Genomic DNA, 22,358 nt, shown 5'->3' with positions numbered 1-22,358 from the left:
TGCTCACGGCACTGCATCAGCCAAAGGATGGAGCTTGCGCGCCACCCTTCGACCCGTGCCGACCATCCGGCGGCCCGATGGGAACGGGCGCCCGCGCCGCGAGGCTGAGGAGGTCACCACCGACCCGGAGGTCCACCATGTTCGTCGCCTTGCGCGACCTGCGCCACGCCCGTGGCCGCTTCAGCCTCATGCTCGTCGTGATCGCGCTGATCACGTTCCTCGTCACCTTTCTCGCCGCCCTGACCGCCGGCCTCTCCCGCGAGTCGACGTCCGCCATCACCGATCTCTCGGCGGACCACCTCGCGTTCGCGATGTCCGACCCGGCCGACACGCCCGAGTTCACCGCCTCCAGCGTGACGGCCGAGCAGTGGCGGGCCTGGGCCGCGGTGCCGGGGGTGGTCAGCGCCGATCCGCTCGGGGTGGCGATGACCCGCGCGGAGTCGACTTCCACCACGGCGTCGGTCACCGCCCTCGGCGTTGCGCCCGCCTCAGCCCTGGTGCCGCGTGGTTCCGAGAACCTTGCCGAGGGCACGGTCGTCCTCTCCGCCGGCGCCGCCGAGGCGCTGTCCGTCGGCACGGGCGACACGGTCACCATCGCCGGCGAGGACCTCCGCGTCGGCGCCGTGCGGGCGGAGGAGCTGTCCTTCGCGCACACGCCGGTCATCTGGACCACCTTGGACGACTGGCAGGCCATCGGTGCCCGGGGCGCCGGTAAGACGGGCGACGTGGCGACCGTCATCGCCCTGACGTTCGACTCCCCGGACGCCAGCGTGATCACGACCGCCGACGCCGCCACGGGGACCACCACCGTCACGACGGCGCAGGCACGCAGCGCGATCGGCTCGTTCTCGGCCGAGAACGGATCCCTGACCACCATGCAGGTCTTCCTCATGGCGATCTCGGCGCTGGTCGTGGGCGCGTTCTTCACCGTGTGGACCATCGGGCGAGCCGGTGATGTCGCGGTGCTCAAGGCCCTGGGTGCGTCGACCGCGTACCTGCTGCGCGACGCCATCGGACAGGCCGTCGTCGTGCTCGTGCTGGGGGTGGGTGCCGGCACGGTGCTCGCGATCGCCAGCGCGGCGCTCCTGTCGGGCACCGTCCCGGTGGTGGTCAGCTCGGCCACCACTGCGCTGCCTGCGGTCGCCCTGGTCGTCATGGGCCTGGTCGGTGCCGCCCTCGCCATCATCCGGATCACCCGCGTGGATCCCCACGCCGCGCTCGCCGCCCACTGACCCGATCCCCCACCGATCTGATCCCCCGCCGATCTGATCCCCCACCGACCCGCCCACCAAGGAGCAAACCCGATGGACCTGCACCTGGACCACCTGACCCTCGTCTACCCCGACGGCGGCTCGACCCTCACGGCGGTCGACGACGTCAGCTTGACCATCCCGTCCGGCACCACCACGGCGTTGCTCGGCCCCTCCGGATCGGGCAAGTCCAGCCTCCTTGCGGTCGCCGGGGGCCTGACCCGGCCGACGTCCGGTGTCGTGCGCATCGGCGCAGACGTCGTGTTCACGCAGGTCAGCACGCTGGCGGTGGCAACCCGCACTCGGCTCGACCAGATCGGCATCGTGTTCCAGGCCCCGCAGCTCCTGGCATCGCTCACCGCGCTGGAGCAGCTCGAGCTGCACGCCCACCTCCGCGGCCGGCGGCCCGCCACCGTCCGCGCGCAGGCCATGGCGTTGCTCGCCGAAGTCGGGCTGACCGACCACGCCGGCAAACGCCCGGCACAGCTCTCCGGCGGCCAGCGCCAGCGGGTCGCCATCGCCCGCGCACTGATCGGCTCCCCGCGAGTGCTCCTCGTCGACGAGCCGACCTCCGCCCTGGACCACGCGCGCGGCACCCAGATCATCGACCTGATCACGCGACTCGCCCGCGAGCTCGACGCGGCGACCCTGATCGTGTCCCACGACGCGTCCACGCTGAGCTCGGTCGACCGCACCGTCCGGATGCTCGACGGGCGCCTCGAGACTGTCCCCGCGCTCGCGGTTGCTGCCGCGCGCTGACCGCCGGACGGTCGAAACACCCTGGAACGGCACGACGGCCCCCGTGGACGTGATCCACGGGGGCCGTCGTGCCGTTCTGTCGTGCTACCTGTCGTGCTACTTGTGGCCGTTCACCGTGCCGTTCACCGTGCCGGTCACACCGGCGGCCGCGTCCACAGCGGTGCCGACCGCAGCGTCCACGGCAGCGTCCGCGCCAGCCTCGTGGCCGACGGCGGCGTCGAGCCCGGCCTTCGCGCGGGCCTGGGCGGAGATCTCCGCACCGTCGACACCGTCGACGCGGGCGTCCGCGGCGACGCTCTGGCCGAAGGCGGCGGCGTCAGGCAGGTCGGCCGCGCCGGCACCGGTCACGCCGGCACCGACCTCGCCAGCACCGACCTCGGCACCCACGGTCGCGTCAGCGTCAGCGGCCTCGTTCTCGGTCGCGTCGGCGTCCGCGTCGGCGGAGACCTTCGCCTGGGCGGCGGCCGCGCGGTCGCCGTCGGTCGTCTCGAGCGTGGCGTCGGACTGCTCGACGACGGCGACGTGCGCGGTCTCGGGGGCCTCGAAGGCGTGGTCGGCCACGGCGGACGCGCCGCCGACACCGCCGACGGCACCAGCCGCCACGGCGAGGCCGGCGACGGCCTTGCCTGCGACGTTGAGGCTGGCGAACTTGGCCAGAACGGCCGCGAGTGCAGTGGTGCTCATGGTGACTCCTCCAACTTTGGCGCCCCGCCGATCAGGCGAAGCACCTCGGGGTGCGGCACGAGTGCCGCTCTCGAGAGGGTGATCGCCAGCCCTGTCCCTAGGGGTACGGGCCGTCCCGGACCAATCTCCGCGTCAGGGGACGGGCAGCACGTCGGGGTCGGATACCGGGGGGCCGACCCGAGCCGGCGGCACGACGGCGCTCGGCGGAGGGACCGGAGCCCGGAGGCCCCCGGACCGCAGGAGGCCGACGGCGTCGGGAACGACGGTCGGCAGGTCCGTCGGCCGGCCCGACCCGGGCAGTGGCGGCACGGTGATCTCGGGCCCGGTGATCTCGGGCAGAGGGACGGCGGGCAGGGGAACGGCAGGCACGGAGTTCCCCTCGCCCGGCGCGCCGTCGACGGCGTCGTCCGGGTCGGCGCCGGGGGGCACGGCGGTCGGGCTCGGGGTGGTCGAGGTCGTCCCGACCGGCGCAGGCGCGCCCGGGTCGCGGACCGCGGGGTCGGTCGAGAACAGGCCGGCGACACCGGTGACGACCGCGCGCGCGGGGCGCTGGACGGCGTCGGGCACCGCGTCGATCGTCGCTGCGCCACCCACGGACGCGACCGCGACTCCCGCGCCGAGCACGATCTTGGCCGCCAGCCCGAGGCCGGCGACGGACCGCCACGGGTGCCGCCAGGCCGAGGCGCGGATCGACCGTGCGCCGGCCGCGGACCGAGCCGCAGACCGAGCCGCAACGCGCGACGGCGGCAGACCGTCCCGCAGCAGCGCACCGAGCGCGGCGCTCGGCCGGGGCGCGGGCTCCTGCGCCGTCGCCCGCAGCTCGGCGACGAACCCGGCGAGTCCGTCGGATACGTCACGACCGGCAAGACCGGCCTCCGCCGGCGGCACGTCCTGACCGGTGAGCAGCAGCTCGTCGGTGTCGTCGAGGGCCCTCATGTCGTGGTCATCGTCGAAGGGGCTCATAGGGGTACTCCCTCGACGGACAGGTTTCGGCGCAGCGTGGCCAGCCCACGGCGCTGGAGGGCCTTGACCGCACCCGGCTTCTTGCCGACGACCTCGCCGACCTGCTCGACGGTCAGGTCGCCGACGATGCGCAGCACGAGCACGTCCCGCTGATCCGGCGACAGGTCGCCGAGCAGCTCCTGAACCCGCTCTTCACCGAGGGAGTCGAGCGCGTCGCTCTCGGCGCTTGACGCCGTGCGGGGGTCGTCCTGCGGCTCGTACGGCACCTGGGCGGGACGCCTGCCCGTACGCCGCCACCCGTCCACCACGCGCCGGTGCGCGATGGTGAACACCCACGACCGGAAGTGCGCCTGGTCGCCGTCGAACCCGCTCACCCCGGTGAGGACCGCCACGAAGACCTCGCTCGTCACGTCCTCGACGTCGCCCACCCCACGGCCGCGGAGGTACGCCGCGACTGGCCGCACCAGGTCCTCGTAGAGCAACGTGAACGCCTCCGCCGAGCCGACCCGGGCGCGCACGAGCACCTCGTCGAAGTCGTCAAGCATCGCCACAGCATGCACGCCCGTGACGATCGGGCCCGCCACGGGGCCGGATCACGCGGGTGCGTACCATCGGGCCACATGCCCGAGAACCCGCCCTCCCCCGCGCGCCCCTCACGTTGCATCTGGTGCGGCACGGGCGTACCGAGTACAACGTCGCCGGACGGCTGCAGGGCTGGTGCGACTCGCCGCTGACCGCCGAAGGCCTGGTCGGCGTGCAGACCACGGCCGAGCACCTGCGGACGCTGGACCTCGCCGGGGCGTACGCCAGCCCGGCCGGGCGCACGGTGGCCACGGCGTCGGCCATCCTGGCGCACCACCCCACGACCGCCCTCATGTGCGACCCCGGCCTGCGGGAGTTCAACTTCGGCGAGTTCGAGGCCCGCCCCGAGGCCGAGCTCTTCGGCCAGGTCGACCCCACCGTCCTGTTCCGCGGGATCCTCGACGGGACGTTCCCCGGGCTGCCCGGCGGCGAGCCCGTCGGGGTGTACCTCGCCCGGGTCGCCGGTGCGTTCGACGCGATCGTGCGGGCCCACCCGGACGGCGGGTCGGTGCTCGTCGTCAGCCACGGGGTGACCCTGCTGGCGTACCTCGCGATGGTGGCCCCCGAGCCCTTCGAACCCCTGGCCAACGCCAGCGTGACGACCGTGCAGATCGACCCGGACGGGACCCGCTCGGTGCGCTCCCGGGGCGTGGTCCCGTCCGGGGTGGTGCCCGCCCGGTAGCGTGAGCCGCGGCACGCGCCACGACGCGGTTTCGACGCGGTTTCGACTCCCGGGAATGGAAAGGGGGATGGTGTGGCGGGTCCCTTGATTGCCACGAAGCTGCACGTCCCGCAGCTGCGACGCGGCCTGGTGGCACGGCCCCGGCTCCTGGACCGGATGCGGCTCGGCGCGGGCTCGAGGCTCACGCTGGTGTCCGCCCCGGCGGGATTCGGCAAGACGACGCTCCTCGCGGACTGGCTGCACGAGTCCGCCGGCGTGGAACGTGCCGTGGCGTGGCTCTCGCTGGACCCGGCGGACAACGAGCCCGCGACCTTCTGGACCTACGTCGTGACCGCGCTCCAGGGCGCCGTGCCCGGCGTCGGCTCGACGGCGCTGGAGCTCCTGCTCACCACCCCCCTGCCGACCGAGCTCGTGCTCACCGCGCTGGTCAACGACCTGGCCGCCGCGCCGAACGAGGTGTGGCTGGTCCTCGACGACTACCACCTGGTGGACGACCACGACGTCGGCCAGGGCGTGGCCTTCCTGCTGCAGCACCTCCCGCCCCAGGTCCACGTCGTGCTCAGCACCCGCGCGGACCCGGACCTGCCCCTGGCTCGCTGGCGGGGGCGCGGCGAGCTGGTCGAGATCCGGGCGGCCGACCTGCGGTTCACCTCCGACGAGGCGGCGGCGTACCTCAACGAGGCCACCGAGCTGCACCTCACGGCCGGTGACGTGGAGGTGCTCGAGGAGCGCACCGAGGGGTGGATCGCCGCGCTGCAGCTCGCCGCTCTCTCGCTGCAGGGACGTGAGGACGTCAGCGGGTTCATCGCCCGGTTCGCCGGGAACGACCGCTACCTCGTCGACTACCTCGTCGAGGAGGTGCTCACGCACCAGAGCGAGCCCGTGCGCGAGTTCCTGCTGCGCTCCGCCGTGCTCGACCGGCTCACGGGGCCGCTCTGCGACGCCGTCGTCGGCCGCGACGACAGCACCCAGATGCTCCTGTCCCTGGAGCGGGCCAACCTCTTCCTCGTCACGCTGGACGACCAGCGGACCTGGTTCCGGTACCACCACCTGTTCGCCGACGTGCTCCGGGCGCGCCTGCTCGCGGAGCAGCCGGAGCTCGTGCCGCAGCTCCACCAGCGCGCGAGCCGCTGGTACGAGGAGCACGACTCGGTCGAGGAGGCGGTCCGGCACGCCCTGGCCGCGCGGGATGTCGACCGCGCGGTCTACCTCATGGAGCTGGCGGTGCCGGCGATCCGCCGCCACCGCCAGGAGGCGATGCTGCTTGCCTGGCTCAGGCTCCTGCCCGACGACGCCGTCCGTCGCAGCCCCGTGCTGAGCGTCTTCTACGGCTGGATGCTCCTGGTCTCCGGCGACGTCGACGCACTCGAGCCCCGGCTCGACGACGCCGAGCGCGCCCTGGCCGCCGCGCCGGACGGTTCGGCTCCCTGGGCGGACACCGACGAGCTGCGCAGGCTGCCGGCGACGATCGCCGTCTACCGTGCCTCGCTCGCGCAGGCCCAGGGCGATCTCGTTTCCACGGCGGAGCACGCCCGGAGAGCGCTCGGCCTGTCCGGCCCCGACGACCATCTCTCGCGCGGCAGCGCGGCCGGGTTCCTCGGCATGGTCGCGTGGGCGCAGGGCGACGTGTCGGGCGCCGTGGGGACCTTCAGCCAGGCGGTGACCAGCCTGCACGCGGCCGGCAACCTCGTCGACGAGCTGAGCAGCACCGTGGTGCTCGCGGACATGTGGCTCGCGGCGGGCCGCCCGAGCACGGCGCGCCGCCTCTATGAGCGCGTCCTGCGGACCGCGACGGAGCTGGGTGAGCGCGCCGCCAAGGCGACCCCCGACCTGCTCGTGGGCCTCAGCGAGCTGGACTACGAGATCGACGACCTCGAGGCCGCCACGCGACACCTCGACAGCGCCGCCGCGCTCGGTGAGGCCGCGGGGATGACCGAGAGCCGCTACCGGTGGTTCGTCGCCCGGGGCCGGGTCGCCTCCGCCGAGGGTGACCTGCCGGCGGCCATCGCCCACCTGGACACGGCGGAGGAGCTCTACCTGCCCGGGTTCTTCCCCGCGGTGCGCCCCATCGCGGCGATCAGGGCCCGCGTCTGGATCTCCCACGGTCACCTGGCCCAGGCGGCGCGCTGGGCCCGCGAACGCGGCGTGGCCGCCACCGACGAGGCCGAGTACCTGAGCGAGTTCGACCACCTCACGCTGATCCGGCTGATCCTCGCGCAGCACCGGGTCCACGCCGACCCCGCCACGCTCGACCAGGCGGCGGACCTGCTGGCGCGCCTGCACGCCGCCGCCGAGACCTCCGGGCGCGGCGGGAGCCTCGTCGAGATCCAGCTGCTCCTCGCCCTGGTGCAGGACGCGCAGGGTCATCGGGCGCAGGCCCGGCAGACCCTCGCGGACGCCCGGGCCCAGACGCCCGAGCCCGACGGCTACGTGCGCCTGTTCCTGGACGAGGGCGCACCGCTGGGCGAGCTGACGGGGCAGCCGACGTCGTCGTCGGCGGGGCGGTCGATCGAGCTGGCGAGCGAGCCGAGCGAGCCGTTGAACGAGCCGTTGAGCGAGCGGGAGCTGCAGGTGCTGAGGCTGCTCGACAGCGAGCTGACCGGGCCGGAGATCGCCCGCGAGCTGTTCGTCACGCTCAACACGCTGCGCAGCCACACCAAGCGGATCTTCACCAAGCTCGAGGTCACCAGCCGCCGGGCCGCGGTCGCCCGTGCCCGCGAGCGCGGGCTGCTGTAGCCGGACCGACGTCGGCTCTCACCGCGCTGCTCTCACCACACGGTTCTCACCACGGTTCTCACCAGACGGTTCACATCATGTGGTGATGTCTGGTCACCACCCCCGTCCTTACCGTCAAGGCATCCCGCGGCGCAGGCCGCACACCACCCAGACACCACGGAGCCGGACATGACCATCACGACCACCACCCTCACCCGGGCGGCCGGCGTTGCCGCCGTCGTCGGGGGCCTGCTGTACATCGGCGTCCAGATCAACCACCCCCACCTGGACCTCGACTTCATCTCCACGACCGAGTGGAAGGTCCGCCAGACGATGAAGATGTTCTTCGCGGTCTTCTCCCTCGCCGGGATCACCGGCATGTACCTGCGTCAGGTGACGCGGAGCGGCATCCTCGGCCTGATCGGGTACCTCGTGCTCGCCACCGGGTTCCTGGTCATGCTCAGCACCGAGATCATCGGTGCGGTCGTCATCCCCTCCATCGCCGCCACGTCCCCCGGCTACGTCACCGACGTCTTGGCGGTGGCCGTTCCGGGAGGCAAGGCCGTCGGCGACCTCGGCCTGTTCCAGCAGCTCAGCATGATCCAGGGCGTCTGCTACCTGGCCGGTGGCTTCCTCTTCGGCATCGCGATGTTCCGTGCCCGCGTCCTCGCCCGGTGGGCCGCCGCGCTCCTCTCGCTCGGTGCCGTCGCCACCGTCGCGATCTCCCTGCTGCCCGACGTCAACTTCCGGCTCTTCGCCATCCCCACCGGCGTCGCCCTGGTCGGCCTCGGCTACTCGTTGTGGCGCGACCAGCGCACCTCCGTCGCCGGCTCCCCGGTCGCCGGATCCCTGCCGGCCGCTGCGGGCTCGCGACTCAACCCGGCTGGCGCCAAGTGACCGTCCACCCGGCGGCTCGCCCCACCCGGTCGACTCGGTCGATCGGGTGGGTGCCGTTCGCGCTGGTCGCCCTCGTCCTGATCCCCTCCATCGCCGGCTCGCTGCGCCTGGTCGAGCTGTCCGGCGGCCCGCTCCTCCTGCCCGCCAACCTGCGCATGACGGAGTCACCCGTGCCCGTGTTCTTCCACGTCATCGGCGCCATCGGGTACGCCGTCCTCGGCGCCTTCCAGTTCTCCGCCGGGTTCCGACGTCGTCGGCCCGGCTGGCACCGGATGACCGGACGCGTCGTGGTGGTGCTGGGCCTGGCGGTCGCGCTCTCGGGGCTGTGGATGACCCTGTTCTACGACCGACAGCCCGGCACCGGCGAGCTGGCCTTCGTGTTCCGCCTCGCGTTCGGGTCCGCGATGGCGTCCTGCATCGTCCTCGGCTTCGCCGCGATCCGGCAGGGCGACGTCGCCCGCCACCAGGCGTGGATGATCCGCGCCTACGCCCTCGCCCTCGGCGCCGGAACCCAGACGTTCACCCTGGGCTTCGCGCACGCGCTCTTCGGCACGAGCGCGCTCAGCACCGACCTGGGCCTGGGCGCGGGCTGGATCATCAACCTCGCCGTCGCCGAGTACGTCATCCGGCGGCGCCGCAGCCCCCGAAGCCGAGGCGCCCGCACCGCCGGCGCCCGAGCCAGCAGCCGCACCGCCAGGGCGAGCGCGAAAGTCAGGTCCTCATGACCCGATCCCCCCATCGACCGGCACCCGCCGGCTACCGGCTGCAGGTCGCCGGGCACCTCGACCAGCACTGGTCGGCCTGGTTCGGCGACCTGACGCTCACCCATGACGACGACGGGACCACCAGCCTGTCCGGGCTCGTCGCCGACCAGGCCGAGCTGCACGGGCTGCTCACCAAGATCCGCGACCTGGGGGTCACCCTGATCTCGGTGGCGATCATCGACGCGGCACACGCCTCTGCGGCCGACGCCGACCACCAGACCGACCATCAGCCGGCCCGGTAGGACGGGGCGTCGTCGAACCGATTCGATCGTTCCTGGGTCCAACCAGGCTTGCGTGCGCGCCTGAGACAGGCGTAGCCTTCGAACCGGTTCGACGATGAACAGGAGCGGTGATGGCAACGATCGGTGATGTAGCCCGGGTCGCAGGCGTGTCGCGAAGCACGGCCTCGTACGCCCTGTCCGGCAAGCGCGCGATCTCGCTCGAGGTGCGCGCACGGGTGGACGAGGCGGTCCGCGAGCTCGGCTACACCCCCAACGCCGGGGCCCGCGCGCTCGCGACCTCGCAGACCCACGTCCTCGGTCTGCTCGTGCAGTTCCTCGAGGACGAGTTCGCCCCCGCGATGCTGCAGTACATGCTCGGCATCTCCAACGTCGCCCGCGAGCTCGGCTACGACATCCTCATGGTCACCGACCCGGACGGCGCCCGGGCTCTGGAGCGGATCACCGACTCCCGGATGGTCGACGGCGTCGTCCTGCTGAACGTCGCGGACAACGACCTCCGGCTCCCCGTCCTGCGCACCGCCGCCCAGCCGAGCGCGCTGGTGGGCCTGCCCGGGGACTGCACCGATCTCGACGTGTTCGACCTCGACTTCGCCGAGGCCGGGCGGGTGATGGTGGACCGCCTCGCCGATCTGGGGCATCGCGAGCTCGTCCTCGTCTCGCAGCCCGAGCACGTGGTCACGCGTGGCGGCGCGTACGTCTGGCGCCTGCGTGACGCGGCGCTCGCCCAGGCAGCGGTCCGCGGAGTCGCGCTGCACGCCGTGTACGGCGAGGCCCAGCAGCCCGCGGTCGGCCGATCGCTCAACGAGGTGCTCGACACCTTCCCCACGGCTACCGGGCTGCTCGTGCACAACGAGGCCGCCGCGGTCGCCCTGCCCGCCGTCCTGCAGGCCCGCGGGCTCTCGGTTCCGACCGACCTGTCGGTCATCGGCAGGTACTCCGACGAGTTCGCGCGCACGTTCTCGCTGCCGTACTCCTCGATCGACAGCGCACCGGATCGCCTGGGCCAGATGGCCGTGCGCCAGGTCGTGCGACGGATCGAGAACCCGAACCTGCGCGAACCGCATGTCGTGCGCTTCATCCCACCCGAGCTCGTCGAGCGCGGAAGCACCGCACCGGCCCGCTCGGCCTGACCCGCCCGCTCGCCGGCCGCGCCGCGCGAGAACCCCGCTCCACACCACAGGTCTGTCCTCATTCCTGTGCCGTTTCACCCACCGTATTCAAGGAGGAATTACGTGATGAACAAGTCGACGACCTTTCGTGCCATCGGCCTCTTCGGGGTGCTCTCCGTGGCGGCCGCTGGCCTGACCGGCTGCTCCTCGGAATCGTCCGGGACGACGGGGGGCGACGCGACCGCAGGGGGCGGGACCTACACCTGGTGGGACCCGTACCCCCAGCACGACGAGACCTCCGACTGGGGCAAGCGCGTCGCGGCCTGCGGCACCGACGCCGGCGTGACGGTCGAGCGCACCGCGTACGACACCACCGCCCTGACCAACCAGGCGCTGCTGTCCGCGCAGGAGGGGACCTCGCCGGACATCATCCTGCTGGACAACCCCGCGGTCTCGACCTTGTCGGACACCGGGATGCTGACCACGACCGACGAGCTCGGCCTCGACGTGTCGGGCATCGACGCCAACCTCATCGCTGCCGGTCAGCTCGACGGCAAGACGTACGGGGTCCCCATCGGCGCCAACACGCTCGCCATCTACTACAACAAGGACGTGCTCGACGCCGCCGGCGTCGACCCGGCCTCGATCTCCAACTGGGCCGACCTCACCGCCGCCCTGCAGAAGGTCACCGCGGCGGGCAAGAAGGGCATCACCTTCGCGGGCATCGGGACCGAGGAGGGCTCGTTCCAGTTCCTGCCCTGGTTCTGGGGCGCGGGCGCCGACCTGACCCAGCTCGACTCCCCCGAGGCCGTCTCCGCGCTGCAGCTGTGGACCGACTGGGTCAAGGCAGGCCTCGCGCCGAACTCGGTGATCAGCAACTCCCAGAACACCACCTGGGAGGAGTTCCTCACCGGCGACTTCGGCTTCGGAGTCAACGGCACGTGGCAGATCAACTCCGCCGCGAAGGCGGGCTTCGCCACCGGCGTCATCACGATCCCCGCCAAGGACGGCGGCGCGGCCCCCGCCCCGACCGGGGGCGAGTTCATCACCACGCCGGTCCAGAAGGACGACAGCCGGTACGCGACCACCACGAAGATCGTCGAGTGCATGACCACGACCGAGGGGTTCGTGGAGACGGGCAATACCTTCGCGTACTACATCCCGCCGACGGCGGCCGGTCAGGCACAGATCCTCGCCGAGCACCCCGAGCTCGCGACCTGGGTCGACGCCGTCGCGGCAGCGAAGGGTCGCACCTCCGACGACCTCGGCACGGACTACCCGAAGATCTCCGAGCAGCTCTGGACCGCGGTCCAGGAGGCCCTGAGCGGTTCGTCCTCCCCGGCCGACGCGCTGACGAAGGCCCAGAAGGCGGCCAAGAGCGCGCTCAGCTGACCCCAGCTCGACCCGCCTAAGACGAGGACATGCACTCATGAACACGACCCAGACCATGACGGTCGGGGACGCCTCGCACCTCGGGGGAGCGGCGGCCACGCCGTCCGCTCCCCCGAAGCGCGGCCTGCGCGCCGGGACCAGCTCCCGTCAGACGCGCAGGACGCGCTGGGCGGCCGTCGGCTTCGCCGCGCCGCTCCTGGCGTACCTCGTGGCCTTCTACGCCCTCCCGCTGTACCGCAACATCGAGCTCAGCCTGCACGACTACACCACGCGCGCGTTCGTCCAGGGCAACGCGGAGTTCGTGGGCCTCGCCAACTACGTGGACGTCGTGCATTCCGACACGTTCACCAAGGCGCTGGTCAACACGGCGCTGTTCGTGGCCGTCTCCATCGTGTTCCAGTACTCCATCGGCCTCGCGCTGGCGGTCTTCTTCCGGCAGAACTTCCGGCTCAACGGGCTGCTGCGCGGGATGTTCCTCGTGCCGTGGCTGCTGCCCATGATCGTGTCCGCCTCGACGTGGTCCTGGATGCTCAACAGCGACAGCGGCATCGTCAACTCGGTGCTGGGCGCCTTCCACATCGGGCAGATCAACTGGCTGACCTCGCCCGACACCGCACTGATGTCCGTGATCCTCGCCAACATCTGGCTCGGGATCCCGTTCAACCTCGTGATCCTCTACTCCGGGCTGCAGAACATCCCCGTGGACGTCTACGAGGCGGCCGCGCTGGACGGTGCGTCGGGGTGGCAGAAGTTCCGCCTCATCACCTTCCCGTTGCTCCGGCCCGTCTCGGGGATCACGATCCTGCTCGGCCTGATCTACACGCTGAAGGTCGTCGACGTCATCTGGATCATGACCACCGGTGGCCCCGGCGATGCCTCGACCACGTTGGCGATCTGGTCCTACCGCGAGGCCTTCGGCACCGGCCAACCCGACTTCTCGCCCGCCGCCGCGGTCGGCAACCTGCTGATCCTCATCGCCCTGGTGTTCGGATTCGTGTACCTGCGCATGCAGCGTCAGATGGAGGAGTCATGACCGGCCGCCGCGAGTGGTGGAAGACCGCGCTCGGCGTGCTGTTCACCGCGCTGATGCTGTTCCCCGTGTACTGGATGATCAACGTCTCGCTGACCAAGACGTCCGACATGCGCGCCGATCCCCCGCACTGGTTCCCGTGGGACGCCACGCTCGACGGCTACAGCGCCGTGTTCAGCCAGCAGCTCCCCAACCTCGCGACCAGCCTGCTGATCGCGCTGGGCACGGTCGCGCTGACCCTGGTCATCGCGGCCCCGGCGGCCTACGCGCTGTCCCAGCTGCACCTGCGCGGCGCCGGCACGTTGAACTTCATCCTGCTCGTCGCCCAGATGATCCCCGGCGTGATCATGGCCATGGGCTTCTACTCCATGTACATCAAGCTCGGCTGGCTCAACAGCATCGGTGGCCTGATCATCGCCGACTCGACGGTCGCGGTCCCGTTCGGCGTCCTGCTGCTCACGACCTTCATGGCGGGCATCCAGCGCGAGCTGCTGCAGGCCGCGACGATCGACGGCGCCGGACCGTGGCGCACCTTCCGGTCGATCGTGCTCCCCATCAGCCGCAACTCGCTCCTGACCGTCTCGCTTTTCGCGTTCCTGTGGGCGTGGTCGGACTTCATCTTCGCCTCGACGCTGAACCGGAACGGCGACCTGATCCCGATCACCCTGGGGATCTACAAGTACATCGGCAACAACACCACCGAGTGGAACTCGATCATGGCGACGGCGACGGTCGCGTCCGTCCCCGCCGCGGTCCTGCTCGTGATCGCGCAGCGCTACGTCGCCGCCGGGGTCACCGCCGGAGCCGTCAAGGACTGAGACAGCCCGACCGGCCATGTCGACCCGTCCGTCTTCTGGAGCAAGGAACGCCCATGACGATCACCCACACCGCCGCCGCCGCATCGCAGGCTCCCCCTGCTGCGGGCAGCGACCTGACCGGCGGGCGGCCCGTCGTCCCCACCCAGGGCCACCGCCGCGGCCTCGGCATCGCGGAGATCTCCCTGACGGGCGGCTTCTGGGCCCAGCGGCAGGAGACCAACACCGCCGCCACGCTCGCCCACTGCGAGCGCTGGATGGACGAGCTCGGCTGGTTGGCCAACTTCGATCGGGTCGCGGAGGGCACCACCGGATCCGGCCGGCCCGGCTGGCAGTTCTCCGACTCCGAGGTCTACAAGCTCATGGAGGCGCTGGCCTGGGACGTCGGCCGCACCCGCGACCCACGCACCGAGCAGCGGCTGCTCGCGCTCACCGCTCGCATCGCGCGCGCGCAGGACGCCGACGGGTACCTCAACACCTTCTTCGGTCACGTCGGCCAGAAGGGGCGGTACTCCGACCTCGAGATGGGGCACGAGCTCTACTGCGTGGGGCACCTGCTCCAGGCGGCGGTCGCTCGCCTGCGGACGACCGGGGTCGACGACCTGGTCGACGTCGCACGTCGCGCCGCGGACCACGTCTGCCGCGAGTTCGGGCCGTCCGGGCGGGTCGCGATCTGCGGGCATCCCGAGATCGAGCTCGGCCTGGCGGAGCTGGGCCGCGCCCTGGACGAGCCGCGGTACGGCGCCCAGGCCCGCCTGTTCGTCGAGCGCCGGGGCCGGGGTCTGCTCGACGCGCTCCCGCTCCTGTCCGCGTCCTACTTCCAGGACGACCTCCCCGTCCGGGAGGCCACGGTGTGGCGCGGCCACGCGGTGCGCGCGCTCTACCTGACTGCCGCCGCGGTCGACGTCGCGGTCGACGCCGACGACCGCGAACTCCTGGAGGTCCTCGAGAAACAGTGGACGGCGTCGGTGACGCGACGCACATACATCACCGGGGGCATGGGCTCGCGGCACCAGGACGAGGGGTTCGGCGAGGACTGGGAGCTGCCGCCCGACCGTGCCTACTGCGAGACCTGCGCCGGGATCGCGTCGAACATGGTGTCCTGGCGCCTGTATCTCGCCACCGGCGACGTGCGCTACGCGGACCTGATGGAGCGCACGTTCTTCAACGTCATCGCGACGTCGCCGAGCCCCGACGGGCAGGCCTTCTTCTACGCGAACCCGCTGCAGCAGCGCGTCGCCGGCGAGCCCACCGCCCAGGACGTCGTCAACCCCCGCGCCGAGGGCGCGGCGAGGGCTCCCTGGTTCGACGTCTCGTGCTGCCCGACGAACATCGCCCGCACCCTGGCGACCTGGCAGCTGTATGCCGGCGCCGTAGACGACGACGGCACGGTCAGCCTGCTGCAGTACGCCCCCAGCAGGCTGCGGCTGACCCTGCCCGACGGCGACCTGCTCGCCCTCGAGCTCGACACGGACTACCCGACGTCGGGCGTCGTCGTCGTCCGCGTCGTGGCGGCACCGAGCCGCCCCGTGCGACTGCGACTGCGCGTGCCGTCCTGGGCGACGGGGGCCGTGCTCGTCGAGAGCGGGCACCGCACGCCGGCCGCCCCCGGCTTCGTGGAGGTGCACCGTTCGCTCCGGCCCGGCGAGATGCTGCGGCTCGAGCTGCGGGTCGCGGCGCGGTTCACCTGGCCGGACGGGCGCATCGATGCGGTCCGCGGCTGCGTCGCCGTCGAACGCGGCCCGGTCGTGCTGTGCCTGGAGTCGACCGACCTGCCGGCTGACGTCTCCCTGGCGGACCTCCGCCTGGATCCCTCGATCCTCCCGACCGACGCCGACCCAGGCGCCGTCGTGCATGCGATCATCGTCCCGGGCGACGCCGAGGGCTCACCTGGCGCGCCCTACCGGACCGCCCCCTCCCCGGCCACGGGGACCGCCGCGATCGACGTGCGGCTCGTGCCGTACCACTCGTGGGCGGAGCGAGGACCCTCGACCATGCGTGTGTTTCTCCCGTGCACCCCCACCAACGGACAGGCAGCGGAATGACGACCGACATCTTCGAGATCGACGGCTCCCGGCTCCTCTGGCGCGGCGACGGCGAGACGGTGGTCGTCGAGCCGTGGGGCGCCCACAGCGTGCGCGTGCGGTCCGCCGTGATGGCTGACGTGCTGGGAACCGACTACGCCCTGCTGCCGCAGCCCGCCTGCCCGGTCACGATCGACGTCGACGGCGAGGTCGCCCGCCTGACCAACGGCCGGCTCACGGTCGTGCTGACCGCCCGGTCGTTCCACTCGGACCCGCTGGGATTCCAGGTCAACCGGTGCGCGCTGAGCTTCTTCGACCGCCACGGCACCCTGCTGCTCAAGGAGCTCGACGCCGGCGGCTCGCTCCACCTCAAGGCGCGCGACCTGCAGCCGCACCTCGGCGGCGACTTCCGGATCACCGCGGCGTTCGAATCCGACGCCACCGAGAAGCTCTACGGGATGGGCCAGTACCAGCAGCACATCCTCGACATCAAGGGCAGCACGTTCGAGCTCGCGCACCGCAACTCCCAGGCCAGCATCCCGTTCGTGATGTCCAGCGCGGGGTACGGGTTCCTGTGGCACAACCCGGCGATCGGGCGGGCCACCTTCTCGCTCAACCGCACCGAGTGGTTCGCCGAGTCGTCCAAGCAGCTCGACTACTGGGTGACCGCGGGCGACACCCCGGCCGAGATCGCGTCGTCGTACGCCGACGCGACCGGCCACGCGCCGATGATGCCGGAGCACGGCCTCGGCTTCTGGCAGTGCAAGCTGCGCTACTGGAACCAGGAGCAGCTGCTCGAGGTGGCCCGTGAGCACAAGCGCCGCGGCCTGCCGCTGGACGTGATCGTGGCGGACTTCTTCCACTGGCCCCAGATGGGCGACTTCCGCTTCGACTCCGAGTTCTGGCCCGACCCGCAGGCGATGACCGACGAGCTCCACGACCTCGGCGTCGAGCTCATGGTCTCGGTCTGGCCGCAGATCTCGACGAGGTCCGAGAACTTCGACGCCATGAAGAAGAACAACCTGCTCGTGCACTCCGAGCGCGGCATCGATGTGCAGATGCAGTTCGAGGGACCGAGCGTGTTCCTCGACCCGACCAACCCCGCCACCCGGGCGTTCGTCTGGGACCTGTGCCGCAAGAACTACCTCGCCTACGGGATCAAGACCTTCTGGCTCGACGAGGCCGAGCCCGAGTACGGCGTCTACGACTTCGACAACTTCCGCTACCACCTGGGCACCAACGCGCAGATCGGCAACCTCTACCCCCAGCTGTTCGCGCGCGCGTTCTACGACGGGCTGCGCGCGGCCGGCCAGGAGGAGATCGTCAACCTGGTCCGGTGCGCGTGGGCCGGGAGCCAGCGGTACGGCGCGCTCGTGTGGTCCGGCGACATCCACTCGACCTTCGAGGACTACCGCCGCCAGATCACCGCCGGCATCCACATGGGCGTGGCCGGGATCCCCTGGTTCACCACCGACATCGGCGGCTTCCACGACGGCGACCTCCGCGACCCGGCGTTCCACGAGCTGCTGGTGCGGTGGTTCCAGTTCGGCACGTTCTGCCCGGTGATGCGGCTGCACGGTGATCGCAAGCCGACCGAGCCCGTCAGCGCCCAGGACGGTTCGCCCCGGCTGGCGAGCGGCGGCGGCAACGAGCTGTGGAGCTTCGGCGAGGACGTCTACGAGATCCTGGCCGCGTACGTGCACCTGCGCGAGGCCATGCGCCCGTACACCCGCGAGCTGATGGTGCAGGCCCACGAGTCGGGACAGCCGATCATGCGCGGCATGTTCCACGAGTTCCCGGCGCAGGCCGCCTGCTGGGACCTCGCCGACCAGTACATGTATGGGCCCGACCTCCTCGTCGCCCCCGTCGTCGTCGCCGGGGCCACCTCGCGCGAGGTGTACCTGCCTGCCGGCGCCACCTGGACGCTCCTGCACACCGGGGAGGTCCTGGAGGGCGGGCGCGTCGTCGTCGTCGAGGCACCGCTCGCTGTGATCCCGGTGCTCGCCCGCGACGGGTCGCACGGCGAACTGGTCGGCCGGATCTGACCGATGCCCGGATCCGGGCGCGAGGGAGGATCGTCGGGGAGATGAGCGGATCGTCGTCGACTCGAACTCCGCAGGGACCGGGCACCACCGCGTGGGAGATCGCGCCGGACGTGTTCTGCCTCGGGCCGTGGGGCCGGGCGCAGACCTGCGTCTACCTCGTGCGCTCGGGCGCATCCTGGGTCCTGGTCGACACCGGCTGGGCGGCCGACGGCGCGCGGATCGAGCGTGCGGTCGACGTCCTGCTCGGCGCCGGGGCGAGCCCAGCCGCCATCGTGCTGACCCACTGCCATCCCGACCACGCCGGAGCGGCCCTGCACCTCGCGCGCGCCTGGGGCTGCGCGGTCTACCTGCACCCGGCCGAGCTGCCGATCGCCACCGGCGACTTCGCCGCGATGCAGGCCTGTGCCGGCCCGCTCGATCGGTTCGTCGTCCTGCCGCTGCTGCGCGCGCTGGGTGCACGACGGCGCGCGGCCGTGCTCGCCCGGGCCAGCCTGGGCGAGGTCGCGCGCACCTTCGACCCGGCCGACGGCGTCCCGGGTCTGCCGGACTGGGACTGCGTCCCCACCCCGGGCCACACCCCGGGGCACATCTCCGTCCTGCGGCGCCGAGATCGCGTCCTGATCACGGGTGACGCCCTGCTGACCTTGCGGGTCAACTCCTGGTCGGGCCTCCTGCTGCAGCGACCGGGCCTGTCCGGCCCGCCCTGGTACACGACGTGGAGCCGGCGCGCAGCCCGGGAGTCGATCGACGCCCTCGCCCGGCTCGAGCCGACCGTGCTGGCCGGCGGCCACGGGCGTCCGCTGACCGGGACGGCGGCTCACGTTCGAGCCTTCGCCGGCCTCTCCCGGGGGTAGGCGTTCCCGCGGGAACGTCCCTCGCTCGCCGGGCGAGCCCGCCGTCGACCACGAGTGCCGGCGCGTGCCATGGCGGCGACCTGCGGTCGAGGCCACGATGAGGGGCATGGAAACCTGGGACGCGCTGCGGGCGCGACGCAACGTACGGCAGTTCACGGACCAGCCGGTCCCGGCGGAGGCGCTCGACCGGATCCTCGAGGCGGGGCGCCGCGCGCCGTCGGCGAGCAACTGGCAGCCGTGGGACTTCGTCCTGGTGACCGACCGGGCCCAGCTGGTCGAGCTGGCGAAGGTGTGGCAGGGCGCCGGCCACGTCGCGCGGGCCGCGGCGGCGATCGCCGTCGTCGCGCCGCTACCCCAGGACGACCGGCAGTCGGCCCTGCTGCAGTTCGATCTGGGCCAGGCGACGTACGCGATGATGGTCGCCGCCGCCGACCTGGGGATCGGGACCGGGCACGCGGCGGCCGCCGATCAGGACCAGGCCAGGGCCGTCCTGGGTCTGCCCGAGGGACGGTTCCTCGCATACGTCCTGTCCGTCGGCTATCCGGCAGACAAGCCCTTGGCGGTCATCGATCGGCTGAACCGACGCCCGTTCGACGAGGTCGTGCACCGCGGCCACTGGTGACCCGGACCAGAGTCCCGCATTCACGGGACCTCGGTCCCTCGCCGCACCCGCCGGACCGTCCTACGTTTCAATCATGGTCGAAGCAATTGAGATTGAAGTGGGAAGCGATCGCGACGCCGACCGGGCGTTCCAACGGTCCGCGGCGAGCATCGCGCTGCTCCAGGCCGTGGCCGACCCGATCCGGTGGGGCGTGCTGGCGCGCCTCGCGGACGGCACGCACTGCGTCTGCGACCTGCAGTCCCACGTCCCGATCGCCGCGAACCTGCTGAGCTACCACCTGCGCGTGCTGCGCGAGGCCGGGCTCGTCGTGACCTCGCGCCGCGGGCGCTGGGTGGACTACGCGCTGGCCCCCGACGCGCGCGCCCGGATCTGCGCGGCCCTGCCCGTGCCCCTGCTCCTCCCCGTGCCCGACGGCGATCCCGCCCCCCGGCCATGAGCCTCGCCGAACGCCTCCGCCCGGCCACGCCGACGCGTCGCTGGGTGGCTCTCGGCGCCGCGGGCGCCGCCTGGTTCGCGCTCTACGCGGTCAACCTGCCGTTCTGGGACTGGGTGGTGTTCGACGTCGTCGGGCTGGATCCCGCCAGCCGGCTCGGCTCGGGTGTGCACTTCTTCGCCTACGACTCCGTCAAGATCCTGCTGCTCCTGGCCGGGATCATCTTCCTCGTCACCGTGCTCCGCTCGTTCATGAGCGTCGAGCGCACCCGCGCGCTGCTGGGCGGTCGGCGCGAGGGTGTCGGCAACCTCATGGCCGCCGGCCTCGGCGTCATCACCCCGTTCTGCTCGTGCAGCGCCGTGCCGGCGTTCATCGGGTTCGTCGCGGCCGGCGTGCCGGTCGGGGTGACGCTGAGCTTCCTCATCGCCAGCCCGCTGGTCAACGAGGTCGCGATCGCGCTGCTGTTCGGGCTGTTCGGGATCGGCCCGACGCTGCTGTACGTCGGGGCCGGGCTCGTCATCGCCGTGGTCGCCGGGTTCGTGCTGGGCAAGCTCAAGGTCGAGCGGTGGATCGAGCCGTTCGTGTTCGAGACCCGCCTGGGCGGTCAGGTGATCGACTCCACGGCCGGGCTCACCTGGGACGACCGGATCCAGGTGGGCATCGAGGAGGTGGGCGAGATCGTGCGCAAGATCTGGCCGTACCTCCTGGTCGGCATCGGCCTGGGCGCGGCCATCCACGGCTGGGCGCCCGAGGACTTCTTCACGCGGTACGCCGGGGCGGGCAACCCGTTCGCTGTGGTGATCGCGGTGCTCATCGGCATCCCGCTGTACTCCAACGCCGCCGGCATCCTGCCGCTCGTCGAGGCCCTGCACGACAAGGGCTTGCCGATGGGCACGCTGCTCGCGTTCATGATGGCCGTCGTCGCGCTGTCGTTGCCCGAGCTCATCCTGTTGCGGCGGGTGCTCAAGCCGCCGCTCATCGCGGCCTTCGTGGCCGTCACCGGGACCGGCATCATCGCCGTCGGCTACCTGTTCAACGCCGTCCTGGCCTGAGCCGGCCCCTTCCCCCGAACTGCCCGTCCACCCACCCGCACCGAACAGAGAGACGACCATGATCATCAAGATCCTCGGCCCCGGCTGCACCAACTGCGTCAACCTCGAACGCGTCACCCGCCAGGCCGTGGCCGACCTGGGCATCGACGCCAAGATCGAGAAGGTCACGGACTACGCCGCGATCCTGGGCTACGGCGTGATGTCCACGCCCGGACTCGTGGTGGACGACAAGGTGGTGCTGTCCGGTCGTGTCCCGACGGCCACCCAGGTGCGCGAGCTCCTCGCACCGCTCGCGCCGTGACGGACACCGCGCCGCCCGCGGCGGCTCCGGCTGCCCCCGCCCCGGCCCCCGCACCGGCCCCGGCCCCGGCCCCTTCCCGCAATCGGGTGCGTGACCTGCACCCGGGCTGGTTCGCGTCCGTGATGGGCACGGCCATCCTCGCGGTCGCCACGTACGACAACCCCGGGGACTGGGGCGCGCTGCGTAGCCTCGCGCACGGGCTCGGGTCGGCGCTCGCCGTGCTCGCCTACGCGCTCGGCGCCGTCCTGGCGGTCGCCTACGCGGCGCGCTGGCTGCGCTACCGCGACGCGGCGCTGGCCGACCTGCGCCACCCGGTGCTCGGCGCGATGCTCGCGACCGTCCCCGGTGGGCTGCTCGTGCTCGCCGTGATGACGGCCGTCGTCGGCCCCACGCTGCTGCCGGCCGGCGCGATCACCCCCGTCATCGCCGTCCTGGCGATCGTGGGCAGCGCCCTCGCGCTGGTCATCAGCGCGGCCTTCGCGATGACGCAGTTCGTCGGCACCTTGCCGGCCGCGTCGGTCAACGGCGGCTGGTTCATCCCGCCCGTCGTCACGATCATCGTCCCGATGGCCCTGGCGCCCCTGGTGCCCGACGTCGGTTCCGGTACCGCCCGCCTGCTCCTCGCCGTCGGCTACGCGGCCTACGGCCTGGGTCTGCTGCTGTTCCTGCTCGTCCTCGGGCTGCTGTACGACCGCCTCGTGCTGCACCCCCTGCCGCCCGCTCCCCTGGTGCCCACGCTCTGGATCGCACTGGGGCCGGTCGCCGTCGCGGCGCTCGCCCCTCTCGCCCTGGCCCGCGTCGGCCAGGCGACCTTCGGGGACACCGCGCCCACCGTGATGATGATCGCGCTGCTGCTCGGCACCGCACTGTGGGGCTTCGGCCTGTGGTGGCTGGCGATCGCGATCACCCTGCTCGTGCGCTACCTGCGCGCCGGGCCGGTGCCGTTCCACCTGGGCTGGTGGGCCTTCACCTTCCCGCTCGGTGCGTTCACCGTGGCCACGCTGACGATCGGCCGCACCTGGCAGCTGCCCGCGATCGAAGGCCTGGCGGTCGCGCTCTACCTGCTGCTGCTCGCGTTCTGGGGCGTCGTGGCGGCCCGGACCGTGGCCGCGACCCGCACCGGGCGCATCTGGCAGCGCTGAG

The 22,358-nt window shown here is 72.1% G+C and carries 22 protein-coding genes; 19 read left to right on the top strand and 3 right to left on the bottom strand.

Going from position 1 to position 22,358, the window contains the following annotated elements:
- Positions 1–137: 137 nt before the first annotated feature.
- Both VTA80_RS10470 and VTA80_RS10465 read left to right on the top strand, forming a co-directional pair.
- Positions 138–1,232: an ABC transporter permease gene (locus VTA80_RS10470; protein ID WP_407345439.1), complete on the top strand. Its 1,095-nt coding sequence runs from the start codon at positions 138–140 to the stop codon at positions 1,230–1,232.
- 72 nt (positions 1,233–1,304) lie between these two features.
- Positions 1,305–2,009, top strand: coding sequence for an ABC transporter ATP-binding protein (locus tag VTA80_RS10465; RefSeq protein WP_407345438.1), 705 nt, complete (start codon positions 1,305–1,307; stop codon positions 2,007–2,009).
- A 96-nt stretch (positions 2,010–2,105) separates the two neighbouring features.
- Here VTA80_RS10465 and VTA80_RS10460 read toward each other — a convergent pair whose 3' ends face one another.
- The 3 genes from VTA80_RS10460 to VTA80_RS10450 all read right to left on the bottom strand — a co-directional run bounded on the left by VTA80_RS10460 (position 2,106) and on the right by VTA80_RS10450 (position 4,201).
- Entirely contained in the window at positions 2,106–2,693 is a 588-nt protein-coding gene (locus VTA80_RS10460) for a hypothetical protein (RefSeq protein ID WP_407345437.1), read from the bottom strand.
- Between the two features lie 132 nt (positions 2,694–2,825).
- Entirely contained in the window at positions 2,826–3,656 is an 831-nt protein-coding gene (locus VTA80_RS10455) for a hypothetical protein (protein ID WP_407345436.1), read from the bottom strand.
- A complete protein-coding gene (locus tag VTA80_RS10450; RefSeq protein WP_407345435.1) occupies positions 3,653–4,201 on the bottom strand; it encodes an RNA polymerase sigma factor in 549 nt (182 codons plus the stop codon). The genes VTA80_RS10455 and VTA80_RS10450 overlap by 4 nt, the downstream gene beginning before the upstream one ends.
- A 122-nt stretch (positions 4,202–4,323) precedes the next feature.
- Here VTA80_RS10450 and VTA80_RS10445 point away from each other — a divergent pair, with 122 nt between their 5' ends.
- From VTA80_RS10445 to VTA80_RS10365, 17 genes are all read left to right on the top strand, one after another.
- On the top strand, positions 4,324–4,920 hold the full coding sequence (locus VTA80_RS10445) for a histidine phosphatase family protein (RefSeq protein ID WP_407345434.1): 597 nt from the start codon (positions 4,324–4,326) through the stop codon (positions 4,918–4,920).
- Positions 4,921–5,004: 84 nt separating this feature from the next.
- Positions 5,005–7,656 carry a LuxR C-terminal-related transcriptional regulator gene (locus VTA80_RS10440; RefSeq protein ID WP_407345433.1) on the top strand — a complete coding sequence of 884 codons (2,652 nt, stop codon included), beginning with the start codon at positions 5,005–5,007 and terminating at the stop codon, positions 7,654–7,656.
- A gap of 168 nt (positions 7,657–7,824) precedes the next feature.
- Entirely contained in the window at positions 7,825–8,532 is a 708-nt protein-coding gene (locus VTA80_RS10435) for a hypothetical protein (RefSeq protein WP_407345432.1), read from the top strand.
- A gap of 50 nt (positions 8,533–8,582) precedes the next feature.
- Positions 8,583–9,257: a DUF2306 domain-containing protein gene (locus VTA80_RS10430; RefSeq protein WP_407345431.1), complete on the top strand. Its 675-nt coding sequence runs from the start codon at positions 8,583–8,585 to the stop codon at positions 9,255–9,257.
- Entirely contained in the window at positions 9,254–9,538 is a 285-nt protein-coding gene (locus VTA80_RS10425) for a hypothetical protein (protein ID WP_407345430.1), read from the top strand. Before VTA80_RS10430 ends, VTA80_RS10425 begins: the two co-directional genes overlap by 4 nt.
- A 110-nt stretch (positions 9,539–9,648) precedes the next feature.
- Positions 9,649–10,668 (top strand): LacI family DNA-binding transcriptional regulator, encoded by a 1,020-nt coding sequence (locus VTA80_RS10420; protein ID WP_407345429.1) that lies wholly within the window; start codon positions 9,649–9,651, stop codon positions 10,666–10,668.
- A 105-nt stretch (positions 10,669–10,773) separates the two neighbouring features.
- Entirely contained in the window at positions 10,774–12,039 is a 1,266-nt protein-coding gene (locus VTA80_RS10415) for an extracellular solute-binding protein (protein WP_407345428.1), read from the top strand.
- Between the two features lie 37 nt (positions 12,040–12,076).
- The gene (locus VTA80_RS10410; protein WP_407345427.1) at positions 12,077–13,072 is read left to right on the top strand and encodes a carbohydrate ABC transporter permease; all 996 of its coding nucleotides are present in this window, start codon (positions 12,077–12,079) and stop codon (positions 13,070–13,072) included.
- Positions 13,069–13,887, top strand: a complete 819-nt coding sequence (locus VTA80_RS10405; RefSeq protein WP_407345426.1) for a carbohydrate ABC transporter permease — start codon at positions 13,069–13,071, stop codon at positions 13,885–13,887. Before VTA80_RS10410 ends, VTA80_RS10405 begins: the two co-directional genes overlap by 4 nt.
- Positions 13,888–13,940: 53 nt before the next feature.
- Positions 13,941–15,929 carry a glycoside hydrolase family 127 protein gene (locus tag VTA80_RS10400; protein ID WP_407345425.1) on the top strand — a complete coding sequence of 663 codons (1,989 nt, stop codon included), beginning with the start codon at positions 13,941–13,943 and terminating at the stop codon, positions 15,927–15,929.
- A complete protein-coding gene (locus VTA80_RS10395; protein ID WP_407345424.1) occupies positions 15,926–17,953 on the top strand; it encodes a TIM-barrel domain-containing protein in 2,028 nt (675 codons plus the stop codon). Before VTA80_RS10400 ends, VTA80_RS10395 begins: the two co-directional genes overlap by 4 nt.
- Positions 17,954–17,994: 41 nt before the next feature.
- Positions 17,995–18,807 carry an MBL fold metallo-hydrolase gene (locus VTA80_RS10390; protein ID WP_407345423.1) on the top strand — a complete coding sequence of 271 codons (813 nt, stop codon included), beginning with the start codon at positions 17,995–17,997 and terminating at the stop codon, positions 18,805–18,807.
- A 106-nt stretch (positions 18,808–18,913) separates the two neighbouring features.
- A complete protein-coding gene (locus VTA80_RS10385; RefSeq protein WP_407345422.1) occupies positions 18,914–19,429 on the top strand; it encodes a nitroreductase family protein in 516 nt (171 codons plus the stop codon).
- Between the two features lie 97 nt (positions 19,430–19,526).
- On the top strand, positions 19,527–19,865 hold the full coding sequence (locus VTA80_RS10380; protein WP_407345421.1) for an ArsR/SmtB family transcription factor: 339 nt from the start codon (positions 19,527–19,529) through the stop codon (positions 19,863–19,865).
- The gene (locus VTA80_RS10375; protein ID WP_407345420.1) at positions 19,862–20,914 is read left to right on the top strand and encodes a permease; all 1,053 of its coding nucleotides are present in this window, start codon (positions 19,862–19,864) and stop codon (positions 20,912–20,914) included. The genes VTA80_RS10380 and VTA80_RS10375 overlap by 4 nt, the downstream gene beginning before the upstream one ends.
- A 58-nt stretch (positions 20,915–20,972) precedes the next feature.
- Positions 20,973–21,215: a thioredoxin family protein gene (locus VTA80_RS10370; RefSeq protein ID WP_407345419.1), complete on the top strand. Its 243-nt coding sequence runs from the start codon at positions 20,973–20,975 to the stop codon at positions 21,213–21,215.
- Positions 21,212–22,357, top strand: coding sequence for a hypothetical protein (locus VTA80_RS10365; RefSeq protein ID WP_407345418.1), 1,146 nt, complete (start codon positions 21,212–21,214; stop codon positions 22,355–22,357). The genes VTA80_RS10370 and VTA80_RS10365 overlap by 4 nt, the downstream gene beginning before the upstream one ends.
- The last annotated feature ends 1 nt before the right edge of the window (position 22,358 follow it).

Source organism: Pengzhenrongella phosphoraccumulans, assembly GCF_045689905.1.
Classification (GTDB): domain Bacteria; phylum Actinomycetota; class Actinomycetes; order Actinomycetales; family Cellulomonadaceae; genus Pengzhenrongella; species Pengzhenrongella phosphoraccumulans.
Note: the sequence above shows the minus strand (reverse complement) of the source record. Positions and strands in the feature narration are given on the sequence as shown.

Coding starts and splice junctions, on each gene's coding strand:
- VTA80_RS10470 (WP_407345439.1), top strand. CDS start 138: ATGTTCGTCGCCTTGCGCGACCTGCGCCACGCCCGTGGCCGCTTCAGC.
- VTA80_RS10465 (WP_407345438.1), top strand. CDS start 1,305: ATGGACCTGCACCTGGACCACCTGACCCTCGTCTACCCCGACGGCGGC.
- VTA80_RS10460 (WP_407345437.1), bottom strand. CDS start 2,693: ATGAGCACCACTGCACTCGCGGCCGTTCTGGCCAAGTTCGCCAGCCTC.
- VTA80_RS10455 (WP_407345436.1), bottom strand. CDS start 3,656: ATGAGCCCCTTCGACGATGACCACGACATGAGGGCCCTCGACGACACC.
- VTA80_RS10450 (WP_407345435.1), bottom strand. CDS start 4,201: ATGCTTGACGACTTCGACGAGGTGCTCGTGCGCGCCCGGGTCGGCTCG.
- VTA80_RS10435 (WP_407345432.1), top strand. CDS start 7,825: ATGACCATCACGACCACCACCCTCACCCGGGCGGCCGGCGTTGCCGCC.
- VTA80_RS10425 (WP_407345430.1), top strand. CDS start 9,254: ATGACCCGATCCCCCCATCGACCGGCACCCGCCGGCTACCGGCTGCAG.
- VTA80_RS10420 (WP_407345429.1), top strand. CDS start 9,649: ATGGCAACGATCGGTGATGTAGCCCGGGTCGCAGGCGTGTCGCGAAGC.
- VTA80_RS10415 (WP_407345428.1), top strand. CDS start 10,774: ATGAACAAGTCGACGACCTTTCGTGCCATCGGCCTCTTCGGGGTGCTC.
- VTA80_RS10410 (WP_407345427.1), top strand. CDS start 12,077: ATGAACACGACCCAGACCATGACGGTCGGGGACGCCTCGCACCTCGGG.
- VTA80_RS10405 (WP_407345426.1), top strand. CDS start 13,069: ATGACCGGCCGCCGCGAGTGGTGGAAGACCGCGCTCGGCGTGCTGTTC.
- VTA80_RS10400 (WP_407345425.1), top strand. CDS start 13,941: ATGACGATCACCCACACCGCCGCCGCCGCATCGCAGGCTCCCCCTGCT.
- VTA80_RS10395 (WP_407345424.1), top strand. CDS start 15,926: ATGACGACCGACATCTTCGAGATCGACGGCTCCCGGCTCCTCTGGCGC.
- VTA80_RS10390 (WP_407345423.1), top strand. CDS start 17,995: ATGAGCGGATCGTCGTCGACTCGAACTCCGCAGGGACCGGGCACCACC.
- VTA80_RS10385 (WP_407345422.1), top strand. CDS start 18,914: ATGGAAACCTGGGACGCGCTGCGGGCGCGACGCAACGTACGGCAGTTC.
- VTA80_RS10375 (WP_407345420.1), top strand. CDS start 19,862: ATGAGCCTCGCCGAACGCCTCCGCCCGGCCACGCCGACGCGTCGCTGG.
- VTA80_RS10370 (WP_407345419.1), top strand. CDS start 20,973: ATGATCATCAAGATCCTCGGCCCCGGCTGCACCAACTGCGTCAACCTC.